This window comes from Zymobacter palmae, assembly GCF_003610015.1.
In the GTDB taxonomy this organism is placed as follows: Bacteria; Pseudomonadota; Gammaproteobacteria; order Pseudomonadales; family Halomonadaceae; genus Zymobacter; species Zymobacter palmae.
Map to the genome: position 1 here is coordinate 2,755,063 of NZ_AP018933.1, position 20,303 is coordinate 2,775,365.

At 54.7% G+C, this 20,303-nt stretch carries 23 protein-coding genes; 11 read left to right on the forward strand and 12 right to left on the reverse strand.

The genetic code is table 11. From position 1 onward, the window contains the following. The 3 genes from ZBT109_RS12135 to ZBT109_RS12145 all read right to left on the reverse strand — a co-directional run bounded on the left by ZBT109_RS12135 (position 1) and on the right by ZBT109_RS12145 (position 2,490). Positions 1-1,230, reverse strand: coding sequence for an AAA family ATPase (locus ZBT109_RS12135; protein WP_027705198.1), 1,230 nt, complete (start codon positions 1,228-1,230; stop codon positions 1-3). Positions 1,231-1,301: 71 nt separating this feature from the next. Beyond that, positions 1,302-1,712, reverse strand: a complete 411-nt coding sequence (locus tag ZBT109_RS12140; protein ID WP_027705197.1) for an ASCH domain-containing protein — start codon at positions 1,710-1,712, stop codon at positions 1,302-1,304. A gap of 64 nt (positions 1,713-1,776) precedes the next feature. Next, positions 1,777-2,490 carry an RNA ligase family protein gene (locus ZBT109_RS12145; protein WP_038278279.1) on the reverse strand — a complete coding sequence of 238 codons (714 nt, stop codon included), beginning with the start codon at positions 2,488-2,490 and terminating at the stop codon, positions 1,777-1,779. A 532-nt stretch (positions 2,491-3,022) separates the two neighbouring features. Between ZBT109_RS12145 and ZBT109_RS12150 the strand changes: the two genes are divergently transcribed. Continuing rightward, positions 3,023-3,334, forward strand: coding sequence for a TRL-like family protein (locus tag ZBT109_RS12150; RefSeq protein WP_027705196.1), 312 nt, complete (start codon positions 3,023-3,025; stop codon positions 3,332-3,334). 112 nt (positions 3,335-3,446) lie between these two features. Then, positions 3,447-4,034 (forward strand): chorismate mutase, encoded by a 588-nt coding sequence (locus ZBT109_RS12155; RefSeq protein WP_027705195.1) that lies wholly within the window; start codon positions 3,447-3,449, stop codon positions 4,032-4,034. 78 nt (positions 4,035-4,112) lie between these two features. Here ZBT109_RS12155 and ZBT109_RS12160 read toward each other — a convergent pair whose 3' ends face one another. The 6 genes from ZBT109_RS12160 to ZBT109_RS12185 form a co-directional block, all read right to left on the reverse strand. Beyond that, positions 4,113-5,015 (reverse strand): sel1 repeat family protein, encoded by a 903-nt coding sequence (locus ZBT109_RS12160; protein ID WP_027705194.1) that lies wholly within the window; start codon positions 5,013-5,015, stop codon positions 4,113-4,115. A 181-nt stretch (positions 5,016-5,196) separates the two neighbouring features. Next, complete coding sequence (locus ZBT109_RS12165) at positions 5,197-5,514, reverse strand: hypothetical protein (protein WP_027705193.1); 318 nt, start codon at positions 5,512-5,514, stop codon at positions 5,197-5,199. A 133-nt stretch (positions 5,515-5,647) separates the two neighbouring features. Then, a complete protein-coding gene (locus ZBT109_RS12170; protein WP_027705192.1) occupies positions 5,648-6,418 on the reverse strand; it encodes an amino acid ABC transporter ATP-binding protein in 771 nt (256 codons plus the stop codon). Positions 6,419-6,454: 36 nt separating this feature from the next. Beyond that, a complete protein-coding gene (locus ZBT109_RS12175) occupies positions 6,455-7,591 on the reverse strand; it encodes an amino acid ABC transporter permease (RefSeq protein WP_051523817.1) in 1,137 nt (378 codons plus the stop codon). 3 nt (positions 7,592-7,594) lie between these two features. Continuing rightward, positions 7,595-8,785: an amino acid ABC transporter permease gene (locus ZBT109_RS12180; RefSeq protein ID WP_027705190.1), complete on the reverse strand. Its 1,191-nt coding sequence runs from the start codon at positions 8,783-8,785 to the stop codon at positions 7,595-7,597. Positions 8,786-8,978: 193 nt separating this feature from the next. Further along, positions 8,979-10,007 (reverse strand): amino acid ABC transporter substrate-binding protein, encoded by a 1,029-nt coding sequence (locus tag ZBT109_RS12185; RefSeq protein WP_027705189.1) that lies wholly within the window; start codon positions 10,005-10,007, stop codon positions 8,979-8,981. A gap of 530 nt (positions 10,008-10,537) precedes the next feature. Here ZBT109_RS12185 and ZBT109_RS12190 point away from each other — a divergent pair. After that, complete coding sequence (locus tag ZBT109_RS12190; RefSeq protein ID WP_027705188.1) at positions 10,538-11,317, forward strand: ferredoxin--NADP reductase; 780 nt, start codon at positions 10,538-10,540, stop codon at positions 11,315-11,317. Between the two features lie 190 nt (positions 11,318-11,507). Then, complete coding sequence (locus ZBT109_RS12195; protein ID WP_145984529.1) at positions 11,508-11,813, forward strand: hypothetical protein; 306 nt, start codon at positions 11,508-11,510, stop codon at positions 11,811-11,813. A 63-nt stretch (positions 11,814-11,876) separates the two neighbouring features. Here ZBT109_RS12195 and ZBT109_RS12200 read toward each other — a convergent pair whose 3' ends face one another. Further along, complete coding sequence (locus tag ZBT109_RS12200) at positions 11,877-12,857, reverse strand: zinc-dependent alcohol dehydrogenase family protein (RefSeq protein ID WP_027705186.1); 981 nt, start codon at positions 12,855-12,857, stop codon at positions 11,877-11,879. A 249-nt stretch (positions 12,858-13,106) separates the two neighbouring features. On the opposite strand from ZBT109_RS12200, the gene ZBT109_RS12205 reads away from it, so the two are divergent. The 3 genes from ZBT109_RS12205 (at position 13,107) to ZBT109_RS12215 (ending at position 14,984) form a co-directional block, all read left to right on the forward strand. Beyond that, complete coding sequence (locus ZBT109_RS12205; protein ID WP_027705185.1) at positions 13,107-13,781, forward strand: energy-coupling factor ABC transporter ATP-binding protein; 675 nt, start codon at positions 13,107-13,109, stop codon at positions 13,779-13,781. After that, entirely contained in the window at positions 13,778-14,368 is a 591-nt protein-coding gene (locus ZBT109_RS12210) for an energy-coupling factor transporter transmembrane component T family protein (protein ID WP_027705184.1), read from the forward strand. Before ZBT109_RS12205 ends, ZBT109_RS12210 begins: the two co-directional genes overlap by 4 nt. Positions 14,369-14,447: 79 nt before the next feature. Continuing rightward, positions 14,448-14,984 carry a biotin transporter BioY gene (locus ZBT109_RS12215; protein WP_027705183.1) on the forward strand — a complete coding sequence of 179 codons (537 nt, stop codon included), beginning with the start codon at positions 14,448-14,450 and terminating at the stop codon, positions 14,982-14,984. Between the two features lie 77 nt (positions 14,985-15,061). Here ZBT109_RS12215 and ZBT109_RS12220 read toward each other — a convergent pair whose 3' ends face one another. Both ZBT109_RS12220 and glnK read right to left on the reverse strand, forming a co-directional pair. Beyond that, positions 15,062-15,670, reverse strand: coding sequence for a trimeric intracellular cation channel family protein (locus ZBT109_RS12220; RefSeq protein ID WP_027705182.1), 609 nt, complete (start codon positions 15,668-15,670; stop codon positions 15,062-15,064). Between the two features lie 120 nt (positions 15,671-15,790). Continuing rightward, positions 15,791-16,129: a P-II family nitrogen regulator gene (glnK, locus tag ZBT109_RS12225; RefSeq protein ID WP_027705181.1), complete on the reverse strand. Its 339-nt coding sequence runs from the start codon at positions 16,127-16,129 to the stop codon at positions 15,791-15,793. Positions 16,130-16,498: 369 nt separating this feature from the next. Here glnK and ZBT109_RS12230 point away from each other — a divergent pair, with 369 nt between their 5' ends. From ZBT109_RS12230 to ZBT109_RS12240, 4 genes are all read left to right on the forward strand, one after another. Then, entirely contained in the window at positions 16,499-16,801 is a 303-nt protein-coding gene (locus ZBT109_RS12230; protein WP_051523813.1) for an accessory factor UbiK family protein, read from the forward strand. Between the two features lie 147 nt (positions 16,802-16,948). Then, complete coding sequence (locus tag ZBT109_RS12235) at positions 16,949-18,460, forward strand: YifB family Mg chelatase-like AAA ATPase (RefSeq protein WP_027705180.1); 1,512 nt, start codon at positions 16,949-16,951, stop codon at positions 18,458-18,460. Between the two features lie 233 nt (positions 18,461-18,693). Continuing rightward, a complete protein-coding gene (locus ZBT109_RS14135) occupies positions 18,694-18,816 on the forward strand; it encodes a hypothetical protein (RefSeq protein WP_267878426.1) in 123 nt (40 codons plus the stop codon). An 87-nt stretch (positions 18,817-18,903) separates the two neighbouring features. Then, entirely contained in the window at positions 18,904-20,295 is a 1,392-nt protein-coding gene (locus tag ZBT109_RS12240) for an SLC13 family permease (RefSeq protein WP_051523929.1), read from the forward strand. Positions 20,296-20,303 lie beyond the last annotated feature (8 nt).

The following is a 20,303-nucleotide window of genomic DNA, read 5'->3' on the forward strand; positions in this document are numbered from 1 at the left end:
CTAGTGGCGTAACGATGCCACTACCTCTTCAGCACTCCAGAACGCGTAGCGGGTTAGGTCAAGACGTTCGAAGCTCTCGAACTGGCGCGCAATCACTTCATCGGGCACGCGATCTCGCCCTGTGCGCTGTCGATTGCGACGCATGGCATCCCCCGGCGAGGTCATAACCGGCACTACGCCTAGCGGTACGTTATAAGCCGCCGCCACTCGCTCGATATTGTTGCGGTAGTCCTGACGGACGTTGCAGGCGTCGTAGATAACGCTGCGGCCTTGACCCAGCGCTTGCTTCAGCGCCTGAATAGCCTGTCGCCACGCATCGCTGCGCGCCTTCACATCATCACGCGTACGAAAGTCATCGGGAGCGATGATGACGGCATTCAATGCTTCGGCCAGCGACCGTGCCTGCGTGCTCTTGCCGCTCCCTGCCAGTCCGCACATCATAACGACCCGCTGCGCGGAGGGGGCGTGAAAGCAGGCCACGCCCTGTGCCGGGTCGAGAAACTTGCCACGAATCAATGCATGACGTGTCAGCAGCCGGGTATCGGTTGCACTATCGTTCCCCATGGCCGTCTGCAACCTGTGATCAAGACTGGAGGGCCGCTCATAACAGTCGTGCTCCTCACAGAACAGTCTGAACATCTCCAGCCGCTCCAGTGCGCCCGCCTTATCAGCGGCAATGCGCCCTCGGATATCCGCCAATTCGAGCAGGTACAGCAGCCTGCCCGGGATGCACCGCGTGACATAGGCCAGCAGCCACGGGTTGAACGACTCCGCCAATCGCGCGGGATGATGATGGAACGCGACTAGGCTCAACACAGCATCGCGCCATGCAACGGGCAGTGACATGTCGTCCCATAGCAGCTGCAGGTACTGCGCCCCTTCACCCGCATGGCGTGGCGAAACGATCATTGTGCGCCCTGTTTTGGCATCTTCTCGCGGGCGCGTGCACCACGTCTTGCCCACATCGTGCAGCAGACTGGCCAGCAACAGCACATAACGCTCGTCATCCGGCAACGTTGCCGCCAGCGCTCGTGCTTCGGCGAAAACCATATTCAGGTGGTTATAGACGCTACCCTCGCCGTGCCACTCCGGCTGCTGCGGCGTCTCTACTGCCAGCGCCAAACGCGGCACCTGCTCGCTCAGCCAGGCAAAATTTTCCTCGAAAGAGGCACTGTCCAACCGATGCGCGATGACCTCGGCGGTAGTCTGAATGGATTTCCCCACAATCATGATCTCTCGTTATAAATGCGATGTCGGCGACGCAGGCAAAGGATGTCCATGCCTTATATAGAGGAGGGCAGTCAGTGTGACGGCATGATGTCGATGCACTCGAATTCTTCAAATAGCAGCAACATCTGCGCCGAAAAACAGCCTTCCCGCTCGAAGAAGGCCCGATGCTCACGCTGCCAATGGGCAAGCGTGCGATCGCCCTCGCCTTCCTTGTAAGCCAGCTCAGCCGACACGTCATCGAAAGGTACCGTATGCAGTGCTATCGTGCGTGTAACGCAGACGGGGCGCGCCTGACCATCCAAAATGATGTTGAAGCCCCCTACAACAGGCTGCCCTTCATCAGACAGGGCATCCAACGCACAGCAACTTGCCGTCTTGCAGCCCTCAATAACCAGCGCTGCTAGTTCATCGGCCATGGTCGGCGAATCCCCAAACGCCCACACCAACGCCCGAGGGTACTGCCTCAACAGAGCGTCGATCATCGTAGTAACCTCATTCCAGAATATGAACGGACGGTGGTATAAGCCTGCGTCCAAGATTTCATCATCACGACATCCATGCCGGACGTATAGCCGCCCCTGCCCGCAGCGCATTAGGGGCCGTATGCTTCAGCCAGTGTTCGACCTGCTCCCCTTTGTTCGGCTGAAGGTGATCCTTGATGACGAACTTGGCCGTGCTCTGCGCAAAGTCCTCGCGGTGTATGCGACGCGTCAGCGATACCACGTAGCCTTCCATCCGATCAGCCTCTGTGACCTCACCACGCGCATGCCGCTCATTATGCTGCGTGATGCCTCGTGCTAGCTGACGAAGTACCTTTTCATCGAAAACACCACGGTACAGTACGCGAGGCAGTGGAATATCCAGCACCTGCGCCCACTCGTTCAGTTCATCAAACGACAACCGGTAGCCCTGATCGTCCCAAATAGCGAACAGATAAAAGAACCCTTCCAGATGCTGATAGTGGATGCTGTGACGCCAGCCTACGTTCTCGCCATTGAACACATAGCCCGCCGGAATGTCCGGTGCCAATGTGGCCTGCAACCGCTGGCACCAGCTGCGCGTGAAGTTACCAGGACTGTCGATGGAACGCGCGTGCATACCGTCGCTGTACAGCGAGGTATTCTCCCCATCCATTTTTTCCATCACGACCACGTCTTGGCCTTCGAAGGCTGCCAACGTGTCGATTAGCTTGTCGTCACCATGTACGCATTCGCTCCACGGCAAATGAAAGGTACGCGGGTATTTATAGCGAGGCTGCACAAGGCACCTCCCCTGTTCTTATGGTGTCTTTCATGACGTCATCCCTGCCATTAGGCATATTTAAGAAGTTGTGCAAAAGGTTCCATAGCGGTAATAAAGTCTGCCTGCACGTTATGCGCATGATATTTTCAATAAGTACATACTGCTAGCGGATAATAATAATTATTAAGGCCTCATTTACGGGGTAATATCATACCGTAAAGAAAAATGGCCTCCACATGGACTTATGAAAATAAGTACGACAAGGTAGAGATAAGGTTACTTGCAAGCAAAAAACTGGCTTTTCATACAGCAAGTGCCGTATAGCAAGGCGTTGCGGGAAAAATCCATATAGCAAAATGATTGTTTTTTGCCAGCGTGTTCCATGAATGTGTCATGGCAGGCCGCAGGATACGGGCTATATTTCAGAAGCAACGCACAAGTGCTATACCCACCTTTTTCGTATGTTTCTTGCCGAATGTGGTAAGGCATTGTATCTTGCAATAGCAACTCACATCGCGGTTCTACTAACACGATATAAGGGACATAAAACATGTTCAAGAAAGGGATGATTGCAGCAGCTGTACTGGTTTCTCTGTCTGGTTGTGCAGGCGGCCTGTCTCCGGTAGGCACTGGTCTGGTGACAGACGTCAAAGGTCCGATCACTGCGACGACTCTGCCGACTGGCGCCAAAAACGGTACTGCATGTGCCAAAACTATCCTGGGTCTGGTTAACCAGGGTGATGCTTCTATCGCTCAGGCTAAAAAAGCGGGTGGCATCTCTACAGTTTCTTCTGTGGACTACCACACCGAAGGTTTCTACCCGTTCTTCGGTACGACTTGCGTAACTGTCAACGGTCAGTAATCGCACCTAGTCGTTCATCAGACGCGGTCTTCCTTGTTTCTTAATGAAACATTAAAGGCCGCGTCTGGTCATTTTACTGTGACGTTTGGATCACGCTACAGATGAAATGACCATGACCCTCCGTTCTTCGCTATTGCCCTTCGCCGCCGTGCTCTTCGCACTGCCTGCGGCACACGCATCTAGCCTTTCTTCAGCAACATCCCAGCCCCCCGCGCTTGAACCTCTCATCCAGAGCATCATCGAATGCAATGCCATTGCCGATCAGGTCGCGCTTGGCAAATGGAACGGCCATACCCCTGTCTTCGATCCAGCCAGAGAACAGCAGCTGCTCGAATCCGTCCGCCACAAAGCCCACCGCTATCAGCTACGGCCTGACGATGCAGCCCTTTTCCAGCTCGGCCAGATGGAAGCCAACCGCTTGATCCAGTATCAACTGCTAGACCGTTGGCACCGCGAAGGCAAGGTACCACCGACACAACGTATCTCGCTGAATGAGCTGAGGCACCAGCTCGACACCCTGCAAGACAACCAACTTGAAGCCCTCGCCAGGATCGAACCGCTGCGACATCAAAACGACTGTGCCGAAACGGTCAGCCGAACCGCACAGCGCATGGCACGCCAATCCACGCTGGACAACGAGCACCGCATAGCGCTGACAAGAAGCCTCGGCGATATCTGCCAGTCACCGGCAGGCGCGTAGCCTAGAGGGATAACCAGTACATAGAAAAAGCGAGAAAGGCACTACCTTTCTCGCTTTTTCGTGGGCAATTGCTGTTACTTAATGATAAATGAAACGTTCTTCTGGGAAATTCCTGCCAGGGTAACCAGGGCGATATGAGTGATGAGCCTCCTGCCATCGCCAAGAGGACTTTCTTGCCTCGTTCAACTCCGTATTCGTCAGCTGCCATGCCACATTCTCCTTTTCTGGGTGTGTTGGCACACGCCCTTCCAAATCGTAAAGCATATACGCACGCTGTAGATTCTTCGGCACCAACACACCATCTTCGTAGATATGGGCCAACACTTCGAATGCATCAGGAGCATTTTTGTCAACAGCATCCTCTAAAAGGTAAACCGCGCGTTTATCGCCACGTGCTGCAAGCGCCTTCGCAAGTTCAGTATTATATTTAGGAAGCTGTTGCTGCTTATATGCCAAAGATAGGTCAGAATGATCTAGATCATCTAGAGCTTTTATTCTCTGTTCCATCGCGTAAATAAAGCTGTAACATGATTTATCCCTACATCTATAACTATAATTTTGTACATTTTCTGTAATATAATAGCATGCTTCATATAATCCTTCTTTACATGAAGAAAGGGTTAGAGCCCCTCCTTCGGTAGGAAAGTGATCATATTTTATATAAATCAGACCCAGCAAGAATCTAGACCTTGAATCTATCAAATTATCTGTCAATATTTTCCTAGACTCAGCTATATCTTCCAGTTTTTCTTGATGTCTGATAGCACCACTATAAAGGCCTATGGCCAAATCCATTTCACAGCTTTTTATATTTTTATCTGCACATTCTTTTATTTCTTCATAGTTCTTGCGCCCGACCCTATCAATAGTGGCAGTTATATTTTCTTGGGCATAACAATAGTTTCCAACAATGTTAAAAAATACAAAGATAATAATTTTTTTAGCTAATTCCTTCGGCAGCCAGCCCATGTATTCCAGCATTTATTAGATATCCTCTAACACTTTCCGCACCAAACTTTCCCATTGTATTTTAACTATTAATTTCAAATTCTTTTATTGCAAATTTTACCGCACCAATTGCAGAAAATTTAACATTTTCTTTATCAAATATTTTTCCAGCCCACAAAGAACGCGACCTTTTAGTCACGTTCTTTGTCAGCTTTCATAACACCATCGTGATCAGGTAGATCACAATGACTCCTCCGCTCAGCAAGACCGCTATATGCTTTCCTTTGCACCTAATTAGGAATGCGGCAATGAATTGGCAGATAAGTGCTGCAGCCAAGAATATTGCCCCCATCAAAAGGCGATCATCCCCCGAAGCATCGTGTATGGGCATGGCCGTAGGGTCTTTTTCTAAAACCCAGTCATAACTACGCCCCAGAAAGCACATGAACACAGCCATGAGAAACACACTGCAGGCATAAATCGCTTGTAGCAGGGTGTAGGTCAGTATTCTAAAGGCTTTAAGTATTTGCATGTACGGGCTACTGGATCAGTTGATGTAAGTGTTGCCATTTTTTGATGATATTGTCACTGTAGCTGGTATCTCTCAATAAAAATGCGCTATAAGCTTTGAGCCTTATAGCGCATTTCAAGATAGCAACCTCAGTCTAGTGCCCCACGATCTGCTCCAAGAACGTCTTGGCGCGTGCCGAGCGTGGGTTACCAAAGAACTCTTCCGGCGGTGCTTCTTCGACGATCTGCCCTTCATCCATAAAAATGACGCGGTCGGCCACGGTGCGCGCAAAGCCCATTTCGTGGGTAACGCACAGCATAGTCATGCCCTCTTCCGCCAGTTCGATCATAACGTCCAGCACTTCCTTGACCATTTCAGGGTCAAGTGCAGAGGTCGGTTCGTCAAACAACATAACGTCGGGATGCATGCACAGCGAGCGCGCGATGGCGACACGCTGCTGCTGGCCGCCGGACATCTGACCGGGATATTTGTTGGCCTGATGAGCGATCTTGACGCGTTCGAGGTAGCGCATCGCGATGTCTTCCGCTTCACGGCGCGATTTCTTCTGTACCCACATCGGTGCTAGGCAGCAGTTTTCCAGCACGGTCAGATGCGGGAATAGATTGAAATGCTGGAACACCATCCCTACACGGTGGCGAATCTGTTCGATGCACTTCACGTCGCGAGTCATGGTAATTCCATCGACCGTGATCCGGCCCATCTGGTGCTCTTCCAGATGGTTGATGCAGCGGATCATGGTCGACTTACCCGAGCCAGACGGCCCACAGATAACGATACGTTCGCCTTTCTCAACGGTCAGGTCGATATCGCGTAGCACATGGAAATCCCCGTACCACTTGTTAAGGCGCTCAATCTCGATGATGGGGGCGGTCGTTTCCTGACGAACGGCAGTGGCAGTAGTCATGACATCAACTCCTTGGTAATGCGGACGTCCGCGCAATCAGCGGCGCCCCGTATCGACGCGCCGTTCGAGCCAGAGGCTATAGCGCGACATCGAGAAACAGAAGATCCAATAAATCAAAGCGGCAAAGGCATACCCTTCAGCGGCATAACCCATCCATGCTGAATCGGTCAGCCCGGCCTTGATGACGCCAAGAAAATCGAATAGCCCAATGATCGTGACCAGCGAGGTGTCTTTGAACAGCTGGATGGCGGTACTGACCAGCCCAGGAATCACCAGTTTTAGCGCCTGCGGCAACACGATCAGCGCGTTGCGCTTCCAATACCCCAGACACAGCGCCTTGCCCGCCTCAACCTGCCCATTGGGCACGGCCTGTAATCCAGCACGCACGACTTCGGCAAAGTAGGCACTCCAAAACATCACGATCCCAATCAGCGCCCGCAACAGCTTGTCGCCTTCGGCACTGCCGTGCGGCATGAATAGAGGGAAGATAGTGGAGGCCGTAAACAGCACAGTGATCATGGGGATGCCGCGCCACAACTCGATAAAGACCACGCAGAAGCCGTGGACCAGCGGCATCTTCGACTGGCGCCCCAGTGCCAGCAGTACCCCTAACGGGATGGCGAACAGCATGCCGATCGTGGCAACCGTCAGCGTCAGCATTAGACCGCCCCACTGGCGCGTCAGTACGGATTCCAGTCCGAACACGCCACCGCGCAGCAGGATCAGGTTGATGATCGGCATGCCGATCAAGGCGAACGGTAGCACTAGCAGGCGCTTCGGCATCCGCGGTACCAGAATCCACACTACGCTGAGCAGCCAGATGACGAAGGCCACTGCAACGCGCCAGCGTTCCACCTCGGGGTAGAAGCCATAGACCAGCTGCCCGATACGCGAGGTCACGAAAGGCCAACAGGCACCGCCTGACGTACAGGCAGCACTGCTATCACCCAGCCAGCTGGCATTGAGAAACGCCCAACTGAAAACGGCCCAGACGCTGCGCACCACGAGGTACAGCAGCACCAATGTGATCACGCTGTTGATCGGTGAGGAAAACAGCCGCGTACGCAGCCATTTACCCACGCCGGTTTCCGCAGCCGGTGCCGGACGCGGTGCAATCGGGTCATCGCGCACGATATGCGTGTCGGTAACGGAGTTTTCTATAGTGCGGGTCATCGCTCAACGCTCCTTCAAGGCCATACGCGCGTTGATCAGGTTCATCAACAGCGATACCAACAGACTCAGAGCCAAGTAGACCGCCATTGTGGTCGCCATGATCTCAAGTGCCTGCCCAGTCTGGTTGAGGGTCGTGATGCCGTAGACGGCGAACAGGTCGGGGTAGCCGATAGCGATCCCGAGTGATGAGTTCTTAATCACGTTGAGGTACTGGCTGGCTAGCTGCGGAATGATGACGCGCATGGCCTGCGGCAGCACGATCTTGCGCATAGTCAGCCCGCCCGGCAGACACAGCGACGTTGCCGCTTCACGCTGACCGTTGGGGACAGATGCCAGCCCAGAGCGCACGGCTTCCGCTACAAACGCGGCGGCATACAGCGTCAGCGTCAACCACAGCACCACCAGCTCGGGAATCAGGTGAATCCCGCCACGAGAACTGAACGCGGTCAGCTTCGGCAAGCTCAGTGATGCATGAATGCTCGAACAGAAGAAGGTCACCAGCGGCGGCAGCACGATCAGGGCCAGCGTCAGCCAGCGCACCGGCCAGCCGTCTTTGCCTCGACGTACGCGGTACTGGTTGATGTTGCGCATCACCAGCATGGCGACTAGCCCAAGTGCCAGCGCCAGCCACAGCGGCCAAGTGCTGGAAGAAAACTCGACCCACGGCAGCACCAGTCCTTTCTTATTAAGGAAGGCAACGCCCCACAGCGAGTAGCTCTTCTTGAACTCCGGCAGAACGCTCATCATCAGCGCCGACCAGAACAGCAGCTGCAACAGCATCGGGATATTACGGAAGATCTCGATATAAACGGTCGCACAGCGTGACAGCAGCCAGTTGGAAGATAGGCGAGCCATCCCGACCAGCAACCCAAGCAGCGTACAGGTCACGATAGACAGTCCTGCCACCAGCAACGTATTCAGCAGCCCGACTGTAAACGCATCGGCATAGGTGCTGTTGGCACTGTATTCGACCAGTGTCTGGGAAATACCAAACCCTGAGCGCTGGCTCAGGTAGTTAAACCCCGTGGTAACCCCTTGAGCCGCGAGGTTCGACAGGGTGTTGTTCGTCAGTAGAATGACGAGCACGACAGCCACCAGCAGCATCACTGCCTGGAGGACGAACGCCCGAACACGAGGGTCTCGCCAGAGCGGACCGTGCTCGCGCGGTGGAATGGTCGTAGAAGGTCGCAGCATGGCGTTCACTTTCCTTTCATTCAACGACAGGGTGTTGATCACCGCTGCCGACTCGGCACATCACGCCACCCCTGACACGGCAGTCATCACTCGCCGCAGCAGGGTACCTACGGAAGCTGCCCCGAGCGCCGGGGCAGCGTTGTCAGTACACCAGTACAGAAGCCTTCAGGCTCTGTCGGCCGGAAGAGAGGCCTTAACGCACGGGCGGTGCATACTGGAAGCCACCGGCGTTCCACAATGCGTTTTTGCCGCGTGCCAGTTTGAGAGGAGAGTGTTCACCGACGGTACGGTCGAATATTTCGCCGTAGTTACCAACGTTCTTCACGATATTGTGTGCCCAGTCGTTGGACAGCCCCAGCTGCTTGCCAAAGTCACCGTCCTTGCCGAGCAAACGCGCCATATCAGGTGATTTAGGTGCCGCCGTCAGCGCATCAACGTTCTTGCTGGTGATGCCCATTTCTTCGGCATTCAGCATGGCATACAGCGTCCAGCTGACGACTTTGCCCCACGCTTCATCGCCACGGCGCACCATTGGCGCCAGCGGTTCCTTGGAGATCATTTCCGGTAAAATTACACCGCTGTCAGGATCTTTAAGCTGACTGCGCAGCGCGGCCAGCTGAGAGCTGTCGATACTGATTGAGTCACAGCGTCCCCCCTCGAAGGCGGCCAGCAACTGCGCTGGGCTTTCAAACGTTACCGCCTGATAGTGAAGGCTATGGCTGGCAAAGAAGTCGGCCATGTTCATTTCACTGGTACTGCCAGACTGCGTACAGACTGTCGCGCCATCCAGCTCTTTGGGCGACGTAACACCAGCATCCTTGTGCACCATGAACCCCTGACCGTCATAGAACAGTACGCCGCCCGGGAAACTCAGTCCCATGCTGTTGTCACGCGATGCCGACCACGTGGTATTACGGCTCAGCAGATCCACTTCGCCCGACTGTAGGGCCGTGAAACGTTCACTATTGGGCAGTGGCACGAAAGTGACCTTTTCAGGATTACCCAATACGGCGGTAGCAACGGCACGGCACATTTCGGTGTCGATCCCTTGCCAGCGCCCTTTGGCATCGGGTGCCGAGAAGCCTGCCAGCCCATCGCTGACGCCACAGCGCAGCTCACCGCGCTTCTTCACATTTTCCAGCGTGCCAGCATGGCTGAACTGTGTCGCCAGCATGCCTGCCATTGCGATACTCATTGCGGTCAGAACAGTACGTGTACGCATTGCAGATACCCCCACTCATCCATAACAAGAGACATCGACCCGCTGCGGCACAAAGCATGCGCTCAAAGAAGGTGCGACTTCGTTATCCTTCCGTACGCAATAACCGTTCCAACCTTAAAAATTCTTTTAATTTCATATCTCTAATCAGGATGACGGCCTACCACTCCCCCCGAATAGTCGTCATGATGACATCTCTATGACGTCCTGCTCCCACCGAGCTCACCGTTTGGACGCATGATCTGCACGCCGGACTCGAAAACGGCACCATAATAGAGCGTCATGCAATCAATACTCGCCAATACATGAGGTTGCGCTAGCGACAAAACGCACCAAAAGGGATAGACACACTAAAAATGAGGTATCGAACCAGCTCCCGATACGGTGCTGACAATTCCTTGCATTACACTCAATTTGCTCACTCGCCAGCACTGATCGGTTATAATCCTGTCAATATTCCCGACCCTTCCTCTCGCAGTGAAGGTCCACCGCATAGACCGAGCGCGCCCCTGACGGCGCAGGAGCCAAGGCAAGTGAGCAGCAAGTTTTCGACCGAGAAAGTGCTGAGCGTTCACCACTGGAACGACACCCTCTTCAGCTTTACCGCCACGCGTGATCGTAGTCTGCGCTTCAAGAGCGGCCAGTTCGTCATGATCGGCCTGGAAGTGGATGGCAAGCCGCTGGTGCGCGCGTATTCGATTGCCAGCCCCCACTACGCAGACGAGCTCGAATTCTTCTCAATCAAGGTGCAGGACGGCCCGCTGACATCGCGCCTCCAGCACCTCAAAGTGGGCGATGACGTTCTGATCAGCCGCAAGCCGACCGGCACGCTGGTACTGGACGACCTGCGCCCCGGCCGTTACCTCTACCTGCTGTCTACCGGCACAGGGCTGGCACCGTTCATGAGCCTGATTCAGGATCCGGAAACCTATGAGCGCTTCGAGAAAGTAGTTCTGGTGCACGGTGTCCGTGAAGTCAGCGAACTGGCCTACAAGGACTTCATTGAGAAGGAACTGCCGGAGCACGAGTATTTGGGTGAGGACGTCCGCGACAAGCTGATTTACTACCCGACCGTGACCCGTGAAGAGTTCCACACCATGGGACGTCTGACTGATCACATTCGCTCGGGCAAACTGTTCGAAGACATCGGCCTGCCGAAGATTGACCCCGAACACGACCGCGCAATGATCTGCGGCAGCCCGGCGATGCTGGCGGAAACGTCAGAAGTACTGAATGAATGCGGCTTGAAGATTTCACCGCGCATGGGTGAACAGGGCGACTACGTCATTGAACGTGCGTTTGTTAGTCAATAGCCCGTAAGAGATTGCATAGTGCGCAAAAGGCAGCCTTCATGGGCTGCCTTTCATGTATATGAAGGTGCGTATATTTATTCACTTCATAGCGGGAGCCTGTAGAAGTGCGACAGGTTTTGCTCAAGAACTGGCCTGAATGTCCGATCAACCGTAGAAGAGTCATTTCCTTCAATGATCTATGGGCCACACCATGAAAACGAATGCGCTTTGTAAAGGGCTGGCACTGACGGCGTTGCTGTCCATGGCACCGCTGGCGCAGGCTGCCGAAAATTGGTTCCTTCCTCAAGGCTCTCTGGCCTGCCTGACGCCAGAAAGCTTTGAAGTACAGCGCAAGTTGGTCACGCAGAATAAGCATGAGATCGCCGAGGACTGCGGAACGACCAAGGAACGCTTTATCGTCAACATTCTCCAGTACAGCTTCTTCAGTGGCAGCCATGTGAAGGTGCTCGAGAACGGCGTCGAACTGTGGGTATTCAGCTCCACGCTTGATAAGTGACCATAACAATAAGCGATGCCGACCACGCAACCGCATGGCGGACACGCACGGCTACCGCACTCACTACTTGAACAGCAGGATCCTCTTCTTCAAAGACTCGCCACTGGCCATGTGCAAAAGCTGCTGAGGCAGCGTCTCGAACGCGCACTCGTGCCAGTGGTCGGTACATGCAATGCCTTGACTGACCCACGCCATAACACGTTCGAACACCTCACAGCGTGCCTCGGGCGACGCACTGTGCAACCACCGACGCATGTGAAAGGCGATATAACGCACGTCCTGTCGCTGCTGCCAGAACGCCAGCGGCAGTGCCTGCCCTGACAGCAGCCCATAGTGCATGTAAAGCCCGCCCCGTTTAAGACCCACCTTCCAGCAGATGCCCTCGTTTCCCCCTACGCAGTCCAGCACGATGTCCATGTCTCGCAGAGACGCCTGACGCTGGCACTCGTAGTCGTTATCTTCTTCGATAAGATGATGTTCAACCTGTAAACCTTCATGCGCTGGCTGTAGCGACGCCGCTCGGCGCGTACTGATCAGCGGTGCGATACCAATATGATTGGCCATCCGGATCAGGATACGCCCGATCGCCGAACCGGCCCCGTTGATGAAGAGCCGCATTCCCGGTACCAACCGCCCTTCGGCGAACAACATCAACCATGCAGTGACAGGGTTCACGAAGCTGGTGGCGGCTTCGATATCGCTGAGATCATCCCGAACGGGCATGCACCACTCGCCCGCAACGGTTTTGAATGGCTGCCACATGCCCGCGCTGCCAACAGGAAGCACGCGCTCGCCGAGGGCAAGGTGCTTTACATCGGAGCCGACCGCCTCAACGCATCCCACCCCTTCAAACCCGGGCAGGAAAGGCAGTGGAATGCGCATACGGTACTGGCCGGCAATGGTGACCAGATCGGAAGGATTGATGGGAGAAGCCAGCATGCGCACACGCACTTCGTGCGGCTGGAGGTCAGGCAGGACGTAAGGTTCGAGCGTGACCACATCCTGTGGTGGGCCAAAACGATGTACAATAGCGCGCTGCGGCATGGCATGAACGTTCGCTGAGAAAAAGGCCAGCATACCGACCGGCAGCGGCACTGCCCATCGCTTTGTATGTCGGCATTCATAAGTAACGATCAGAACAACACGGTCGCCGTATCAAATCACTCGGGCTTTTTGGATACCTTGTGCCAACGTCGCCCAATGCACTCCACCTTCAGCCACTCTTCGCCACACTACCTTCAACAGTACGGGCTTTCGGTGTGGCCCATTTTCCACGATGACAGGAGGCTAGGCATGATTCGCTTCGACAATGTCCATTATCACTATCGCAATCGCCCGGTCATCAACGGTCTGTCGCTTGAACTAACGGAGCGCAGAATTGGCATCGTGGGCAGCAATGGATCGGGCAAGAGCACGCTATCACGCCTGCTGAACGGGCTGCTTTCGCCTACGGAAGGCTGCATCACAGTCGATGAACTGGACACCCGTACGCAAGCACGGCAGGTACGGCGCCGAGTTGGGCTGGTGTTCCAGAACCCCGACAGTCAGATCGTACTACCTACCGTAGCGGAGGATCTGGCCTTCGGCCTACGCCACCAGAAGGTGCCCAAGGCACGCATTGACGAGCTGATTGATGAAGTGCTGACCCGGCATGATCTGCACGCTTTTCGCGACACCCCTATTCATCATTTGAGCGGTGGTCAGAAACAGCTGGTGGCCCTATCAGGCGTTCTAGTGATGTCACCGCAGTGGCTGGTGCTTGACGAGCCAACGACGCTGCTCGACCTGCGCAATCGACGCCGCATCACAGAGGTGATTGACCAGCTGGAACAGCGCGCCATTGTTGTTTCGCATGATCTAGAACTGATGCAGCATATGGAACGCGTGATTGTGCTTGATCAGGGCAAGGTGGCCATTGATGCGCCACCGAACATCGCGCTGCCGTTCTACACCGAGCAGATGACATGACAGGGCTGTACAACGCAGGCCACAGCCTGATCCACCGCCTTCCCGCCGGGCTGAAACTGTTCCTACTGTGCGCTGCAGGTATTGGACTCTTCCACCTGAGCGACTGGCGTCCAATGATGGCCGTGCTAACAGGCATCGTGCTGCTATACCCTGTGGCACGCCTGCCCTTGTCGGTGCTAGTACGCCAACTGCAGGCACTGGCATGGCTGCTTGTGCTGCTGGCCGCATTCCAATGGTGGGCACAGGGTTGGCAAATGGCCGTCACTTCTTCAGCACGCCTCGCCGCCTTGCTACTGCTGGCGAACCTGATCACACTGACGACACGCACCACCGCCATCATTGACGCACTGACACGCGTCTTGTCTGGCCTGCGCTTCATCGGCGTGAACCCCGACAGGATCAGCCTGACGATTTCGCTGGCACTGCGCTTTCTACCGGTCATCATTGAGGTCACGCATGAAGTGCGGGCCGCTCAAAAAGCACGCGGACTTGAGTTCAGCCTGCTGGCAACAGCCATCCCCGTGATCGTTCGCACGTTGAAGATGGCGGACGATATCGCCGACGCCATCGACGCTCGCCAAGGCTGAACCTGTTTCGCACCATCGCTTCTTGAGGCCCTGCTTTCAGCACAGGCCTTCTGCAGCCACTACGACGGAAATCAACGATATGACGACACGCGACCTCGTCTACATTGCACTGTTCGCGGCCATCAGTGCCGCCACCGCCATCTTTCCACCGATCACTCTGCCATTTGGCGTACCCATCGTCGTGCAATCGATCGCGCCCTTGCTGGCCGGTAGCATTATCGGCGCTTGGCGCGGCGCGCTGTCGATCGTGCTGTTCATCGCGTTGGTCGCGATAGGGCTACCATTGCTGTCCGGCGGACGCGGCGGCATAGCACCATTGCTTGCCCCGGCAGGTGGGTTTGTCTTCTCATGGATCATCGTCGCGGCCGTCGTCGGTTGGCTGATCCAGCGCCGCCACGGCAATGCTGGTCTGGTCTACCGCATCGCCAGCAATCTGTTCGGGGCGCTCGTCATCAGCTACCCGATTGGTATCGTCTGGCTGTCCTACAGCACAGGCATGACGCTACAGGCGGCCGCCTTCGCGGCATGCGCCTTCATCGGAGGCGATATCGTCAAGGTAATCGTAGCGTCAGTGGTCAGCCGCGCCGTACAGCGCGCCTATCCCATCATCATCTAATGGGGTGACGCCAAAAGCGATGTGATCGACATTCACCGCATGCCTCGCAGGATACCAATAGAGACATGCGGTCCGTCTCAGCTAGCGGAAAAGGTGGGCATGCGCCAGTTATAGCGCAGGGCAAGACCGCGTAGCAGGAAGCCGGTAATCATGGCCAAGCTAACCGCGCTCATCTGCGGCATTTGAAGGGTCTCGAAGCAGTAGAGGTAGACACAGGCCACGGCCGCCGACACGCTGGCGTACAGCTCCTGCTGGAACAGCAACGGCACGACGTTACACATCACGTCGCGGATCACGCCTCCCGCGCAACCGGTCACCATCCCCGCAATCACGCATACCGCCATCGATTGATGCAGCTCGTAGGCCACGTTGCAGCCCCCCACCGTGAACACCACCAGTCCCATCGCATCCAGCGCTAGAAACAGGTGACGCAACTTCTGCATACGCGCCGCCATCGCTGCCCCAATCAGGGCGAACACGGTCGTCAGCAGCAATAACCATGGGTCTTTCACCCATGTGAGGGGATGATGATTGAGGAGAACGTCACGCAGCGTGCCGCCACCCAATCCGGCAACGGCACCGATCACGGCGACCCCAAACCAGTCCATGCGATAACGGTTGGCAATCAGTGCGGCCGTCGTCGCCTCGGCGCTAACGGCAATAATATTGAGCGTGTCGAGCAGCATGGTGGTGTCCGGTTCTGGCAGCAAGGGAAGCATCAGCAGAAAAGGTAAACGGCCGGAACACCGAAAGGCAAGAGGGCACCCCGCCTCACATCGATAACAAGGTGCCAGCCAAAAACAGGTTTAAACCGCGTCGGGACCGGTTTCGCCCGTACGGATACGGATGACCTGCTCCAACGGCGAAACAAAGATCTTGCCATCGCCAATCTTGCCCGTGTTGGCGACGGACGTGATGGCATCGACAACTTGATCGACCATGTTGTCATCAACGGCCGCTTCCAGCTTAACCTTTGGCAAGAAATCGACGACATATTCTGCACCGCGGTACAGCTCGGTGTGGCCCTTCTGACGACCGAAGCCCTTGACCTCCGTCACGGTAATCCCCTGAACGCCGATGTCCGACAGTGCTTCGCGTACGTCGTCGAGCTTGAACGGTTTGATGATCGCAGATACCAATTTCATGATAGAAAACCTCGGTGCAGATGTTGTCTGTTGTTGGAAGAGCGGCCTGTACGTCGTCATGCAGGGCTAGGAGTTGTCGGTCCCGTGGCATGCGGCAGGGCTGCCGAAGCGGAAGAACAGGCACTGCGTCACTGCAGGTTGGCATAGTTAACTATATGGGCAGGCAGGATACATGCCAATTCCGTTCGGGGGAATGATCGAAAAGCGACATAAGCGCATTAGCTTTTCACGATTCGGAAGTAGCACTTGTGCCCCAGCACGATACACTGTAATCATTCAGGAGACGCATGGACACAGAGCGCGGCACGCTTTCCGCCTCATGTGCACATGGCGCCTCGCCTTCTCGACATCCCGGATCAGGAGGATGCCATGCCTCGTAACAATGATATCTTCAACCAGTTTTTCGGCCAGTTCAGTGAAAAACTGTCACAGTTCAGTGCCATTCCCGACAGCGTCAAGCAGAGCATGCACGGTGCCATGCGCAGCGCCTTCGATCGTATGGACCTAGTGTCGCGTGAAGAGTTCGATATCACGCAAAGCGTACTCGAACGCACCCGCAACCGTTTGGAAACGCTGGAGCGCCGCATCGACGTGCTTGAGAAGCAGCTGGATGCACAGCGCAGCAGCGCAGATGACGAACACCCAGGCGAAGAAGCGCTGCGCGACGCCTGATTTGCACCACATAGGTGCGCACTTATTGTCATGCCCCAAAATAGGGCGTGACAATGGTGCATGCGTTAAGGATGCTCTACCCCTCTCAACTTCCTGACACCGCTGCCGCCATAGCCTTTGCCACGTTGGCATTCAAAGGAGATCACTATGGCGCTGGCGATTCTGCAAAGCCGAGCGGGTGTTGGTCTGACCGCACCACGAGTCTGTGTCGAAGTCCATCTGTCCAACGGACTGCCAGGGCTCTGTATTGTCGGTCTTCCCGAAACGACCGTAAAGGAAAGCCGCGAGCGTGTACGCAGTGCACTATTGACGTCAGGCTTCGAATTTCCTGCTCGCCGTATCACTCTCAATCTTGCCCCCGCCGACCTACCCAAGCAGGGTGGCCGCTTTGACCTGCCTATCGCACTGGCCCTGCTAACGGCCTCTGGTCAGTTGGATGCAGCACCACTTTCGCAGATCGAATGCCTAGGAGAGCTGGCGCTCGACGGTCATCTGCGCCCCGTACGCGGTGTTCTGCCCGCCGCAATGGCCGCCGCAAAAGCGGGCCATACTTTGATCGTACCCACAGCGAATGCGCGTGAGGCCGCCTTGGCACCCAATCTGACGCTACTGGCCGCTGACCACCTGCACCAGATCGTCGATCACCTTAATCGTCGCCACCCACTTCCGACCGTCATGCCCCAGCCACTGCCCCTTGCCACCACCGAGCTGCCGGATATGGCGGACGTGCATGGGCAACCGCTAGCACGCCGTGCGCTGGAGATCGCCGCGGCGGGCGGCCACCACCTGCTGATGATCGGTCCTCCCGGCGCAGGCAAAACCATGCTGGCAAGCCGCCTCCCTGGATTGCTGCCGCCACTCGACATTTATGAAGCCCTTGAGGTGGCCGCTTTGCGCTCCATCAGCGGCCAACCACCGCTACAGCAGTGGGGCCAACGCCCCTTTCGTGCCCCACATCACACGACCACACAAGCCGCGCTATTAGGAGGCGGCAGCCGTGCCGATCCCGGGGAGATATCGCTGGCGCATCGCGGCATCCTATTTCTTGATGAACTGCCTGAATTCGAGCGGCGCGTACTCGAAGTGCTGCGCGAGCCTCTGGAATCAGGCCATGTGGTGGTATCGCGCGTGGCACACACCCAGCGCTACCCTGCGCAGTGTCAGCTTGTGGCCGCCATGAACCCCTGCCCGTGCGGCCATCAGGGCGACACGTTGCAGCGCTGTCGCTGCACTCCCCATCAGATCAGCCGCTATCGGCACCATATTTCAGGCCCACTGCTCGACCGCATCGACCTGCAAATACAGGTGCCCGCCCTGCCGCTTAGCGCCATGAACACAACACGCACCAACGAACCCTCGGCCACGATAAAAGAACGCGTGGTAGCCGCTCGCCAGCGTCAACAGCAGCGTGGAGCACTCAACGCCCAACTGGCACCTCGCCTGATCGACGACGCCTGTCGACTTGATACCCATCAGCGCCAGTGGGCTACCGACACCATGACCCGCCTCAAACTGTCCGCACGCGCCTACCACCGCGTACTGCGCGTGGCACGTACGCTGGCCGATCTTGCCGAAACGGATCAGGTGACCCAAGCCCATATCATTGAGGCCATCGGGCTACGTCAATGGGAGAGGCAGACATCTGATAAAAACACATGACTCTGCCATCAGACCCTATATAACCATTCGTTATTTAATTTAATAAACATTAAAATATTAATCCCGAAGTCGTTTGGCTGATTCTCTATAACTAATGTCTTCTTTCACACAACAGCACATTTTTATAACTGGTAACCTATGCTTCGTACAGCGAAAACATAACCACATGCCTATACAAAACAGCATTAATTAAATGTGTTTTTAAAATATCCCTTCTATATAGGTAGTACGACATGGCAATGGCAATGGCAATGGCAATGGCAATGGCAATGGCAATGGCAATGGCAATGGCAATGGCAATGGCAATGGCAATGGCAATGGCAGGGAAAGAATATCAGTACATTACAAGCAATTGAAAATACCCACAAACATAATACCGGCCTCATCTATTGCAGGCGATTAATAGCATTATTAATCAAACACTATTTTTAAGGAAAATACTGATGTCTATAGTCGAAGGCATATCGAAAGAGCATATACCGTGGAGATATATCTCCATTGCAGCCGTCTTAGTCCTTAGCTTATTTGGGCTATTACTAGTACCTTTTCCCAAAGAGGTGCAAGCCACTTGGATCATAGGCATCTCTATTGTTCTATGGGCAACAGGCTGGCTTCCCGAATGGCTCACTGCTTTTGTATTTTTCACACTGAGCAGTGTGACTCATATCGCATCGCCCGACGTTATTTTTGCAGGGTTGTACTCTTCTGCCACGTGGTTAGTACTGTCCGGGATCGTGTTGGGTACTGCCATCAATTTTACGGGGTTAGGAAACATCATTGCGTTTCGGATCTCGCCTTTTTTTTCAGGGTCATTCCTGCGGGCATTATGGGGCAGCATTATCTTTGGGCTAATAATGACGTTCATCATGCCATCAGCAATGAGTCGCGTTATTCTTCTTATCCCTATTCTGACGTCACTTGCAGATCGATTAGGGTACGTTTCAGGACGCCCAGGAAGAATGGCAGTACTGTTAGGAGGCGTGCTGGGTACTTATCTACCTGCTACCGCTATTCTTCCTGCCAATGTCCCTAATAATGTTCTTGTTGGGGCGACAGAAGCCATGTTTGGCCATGGTCCTCGCTATGCTGAATACTTTGTCTTGCACTTCCCTGTAATGGGCGCGTTTAAAATCATCATATTAGGTATCGTCCTATCACTTTTTTATCACGATACCGCACCTCAACTGCAGTCAGATAATGCTAATGAAGAACATAATCACGCTGGACAGAAACCACTCGCTGTTTTGCTATTAGCCACCATGCTCATGTGGATGACAGAGCCATTACATGGCATTTCTACCGCGTGGGTGGGTATGTTAGCCGCGATCATATGCTTGTATCCCCATTCTCGCATGATGAAACCAAAGCCCTTAGCGACGATGGGAGTTGCTCCTGTTTTTTATGTTGCAGGGATCGTTAGTATGGGGATGCTCGCTTATCGCAGTGGACTAGCAAACGACGTTGCAACAGCGCTACTTCACTTGGTACCGATGCAACATGATGCGCCTATACATAATTTTTCGATGCTATCCGCACTTTCAACAATTATGGGGTTGATAGTGACACTCCCTGGCGTACCAGCCGTACTGACACCTATGACAGATACACTGAGCACGGCGAGCGGATGGAGTAGAGAAGCCATCTATATGACACAAGTTATTGGATTTTCAACGGTTATCTTGCCTTACCAAGCACCTCCTTTGGTGATTGCTATTCAAAGCGGCAACTTGCCTGCAAAAGACGTCATTCGCACATGCTTCATCATTGCGCTGATCTCTATCATTTTGCTATGGCCATTGGATTATTTTTGGTGGCACCTGCTTGGCTGGCTATAAATAACGTC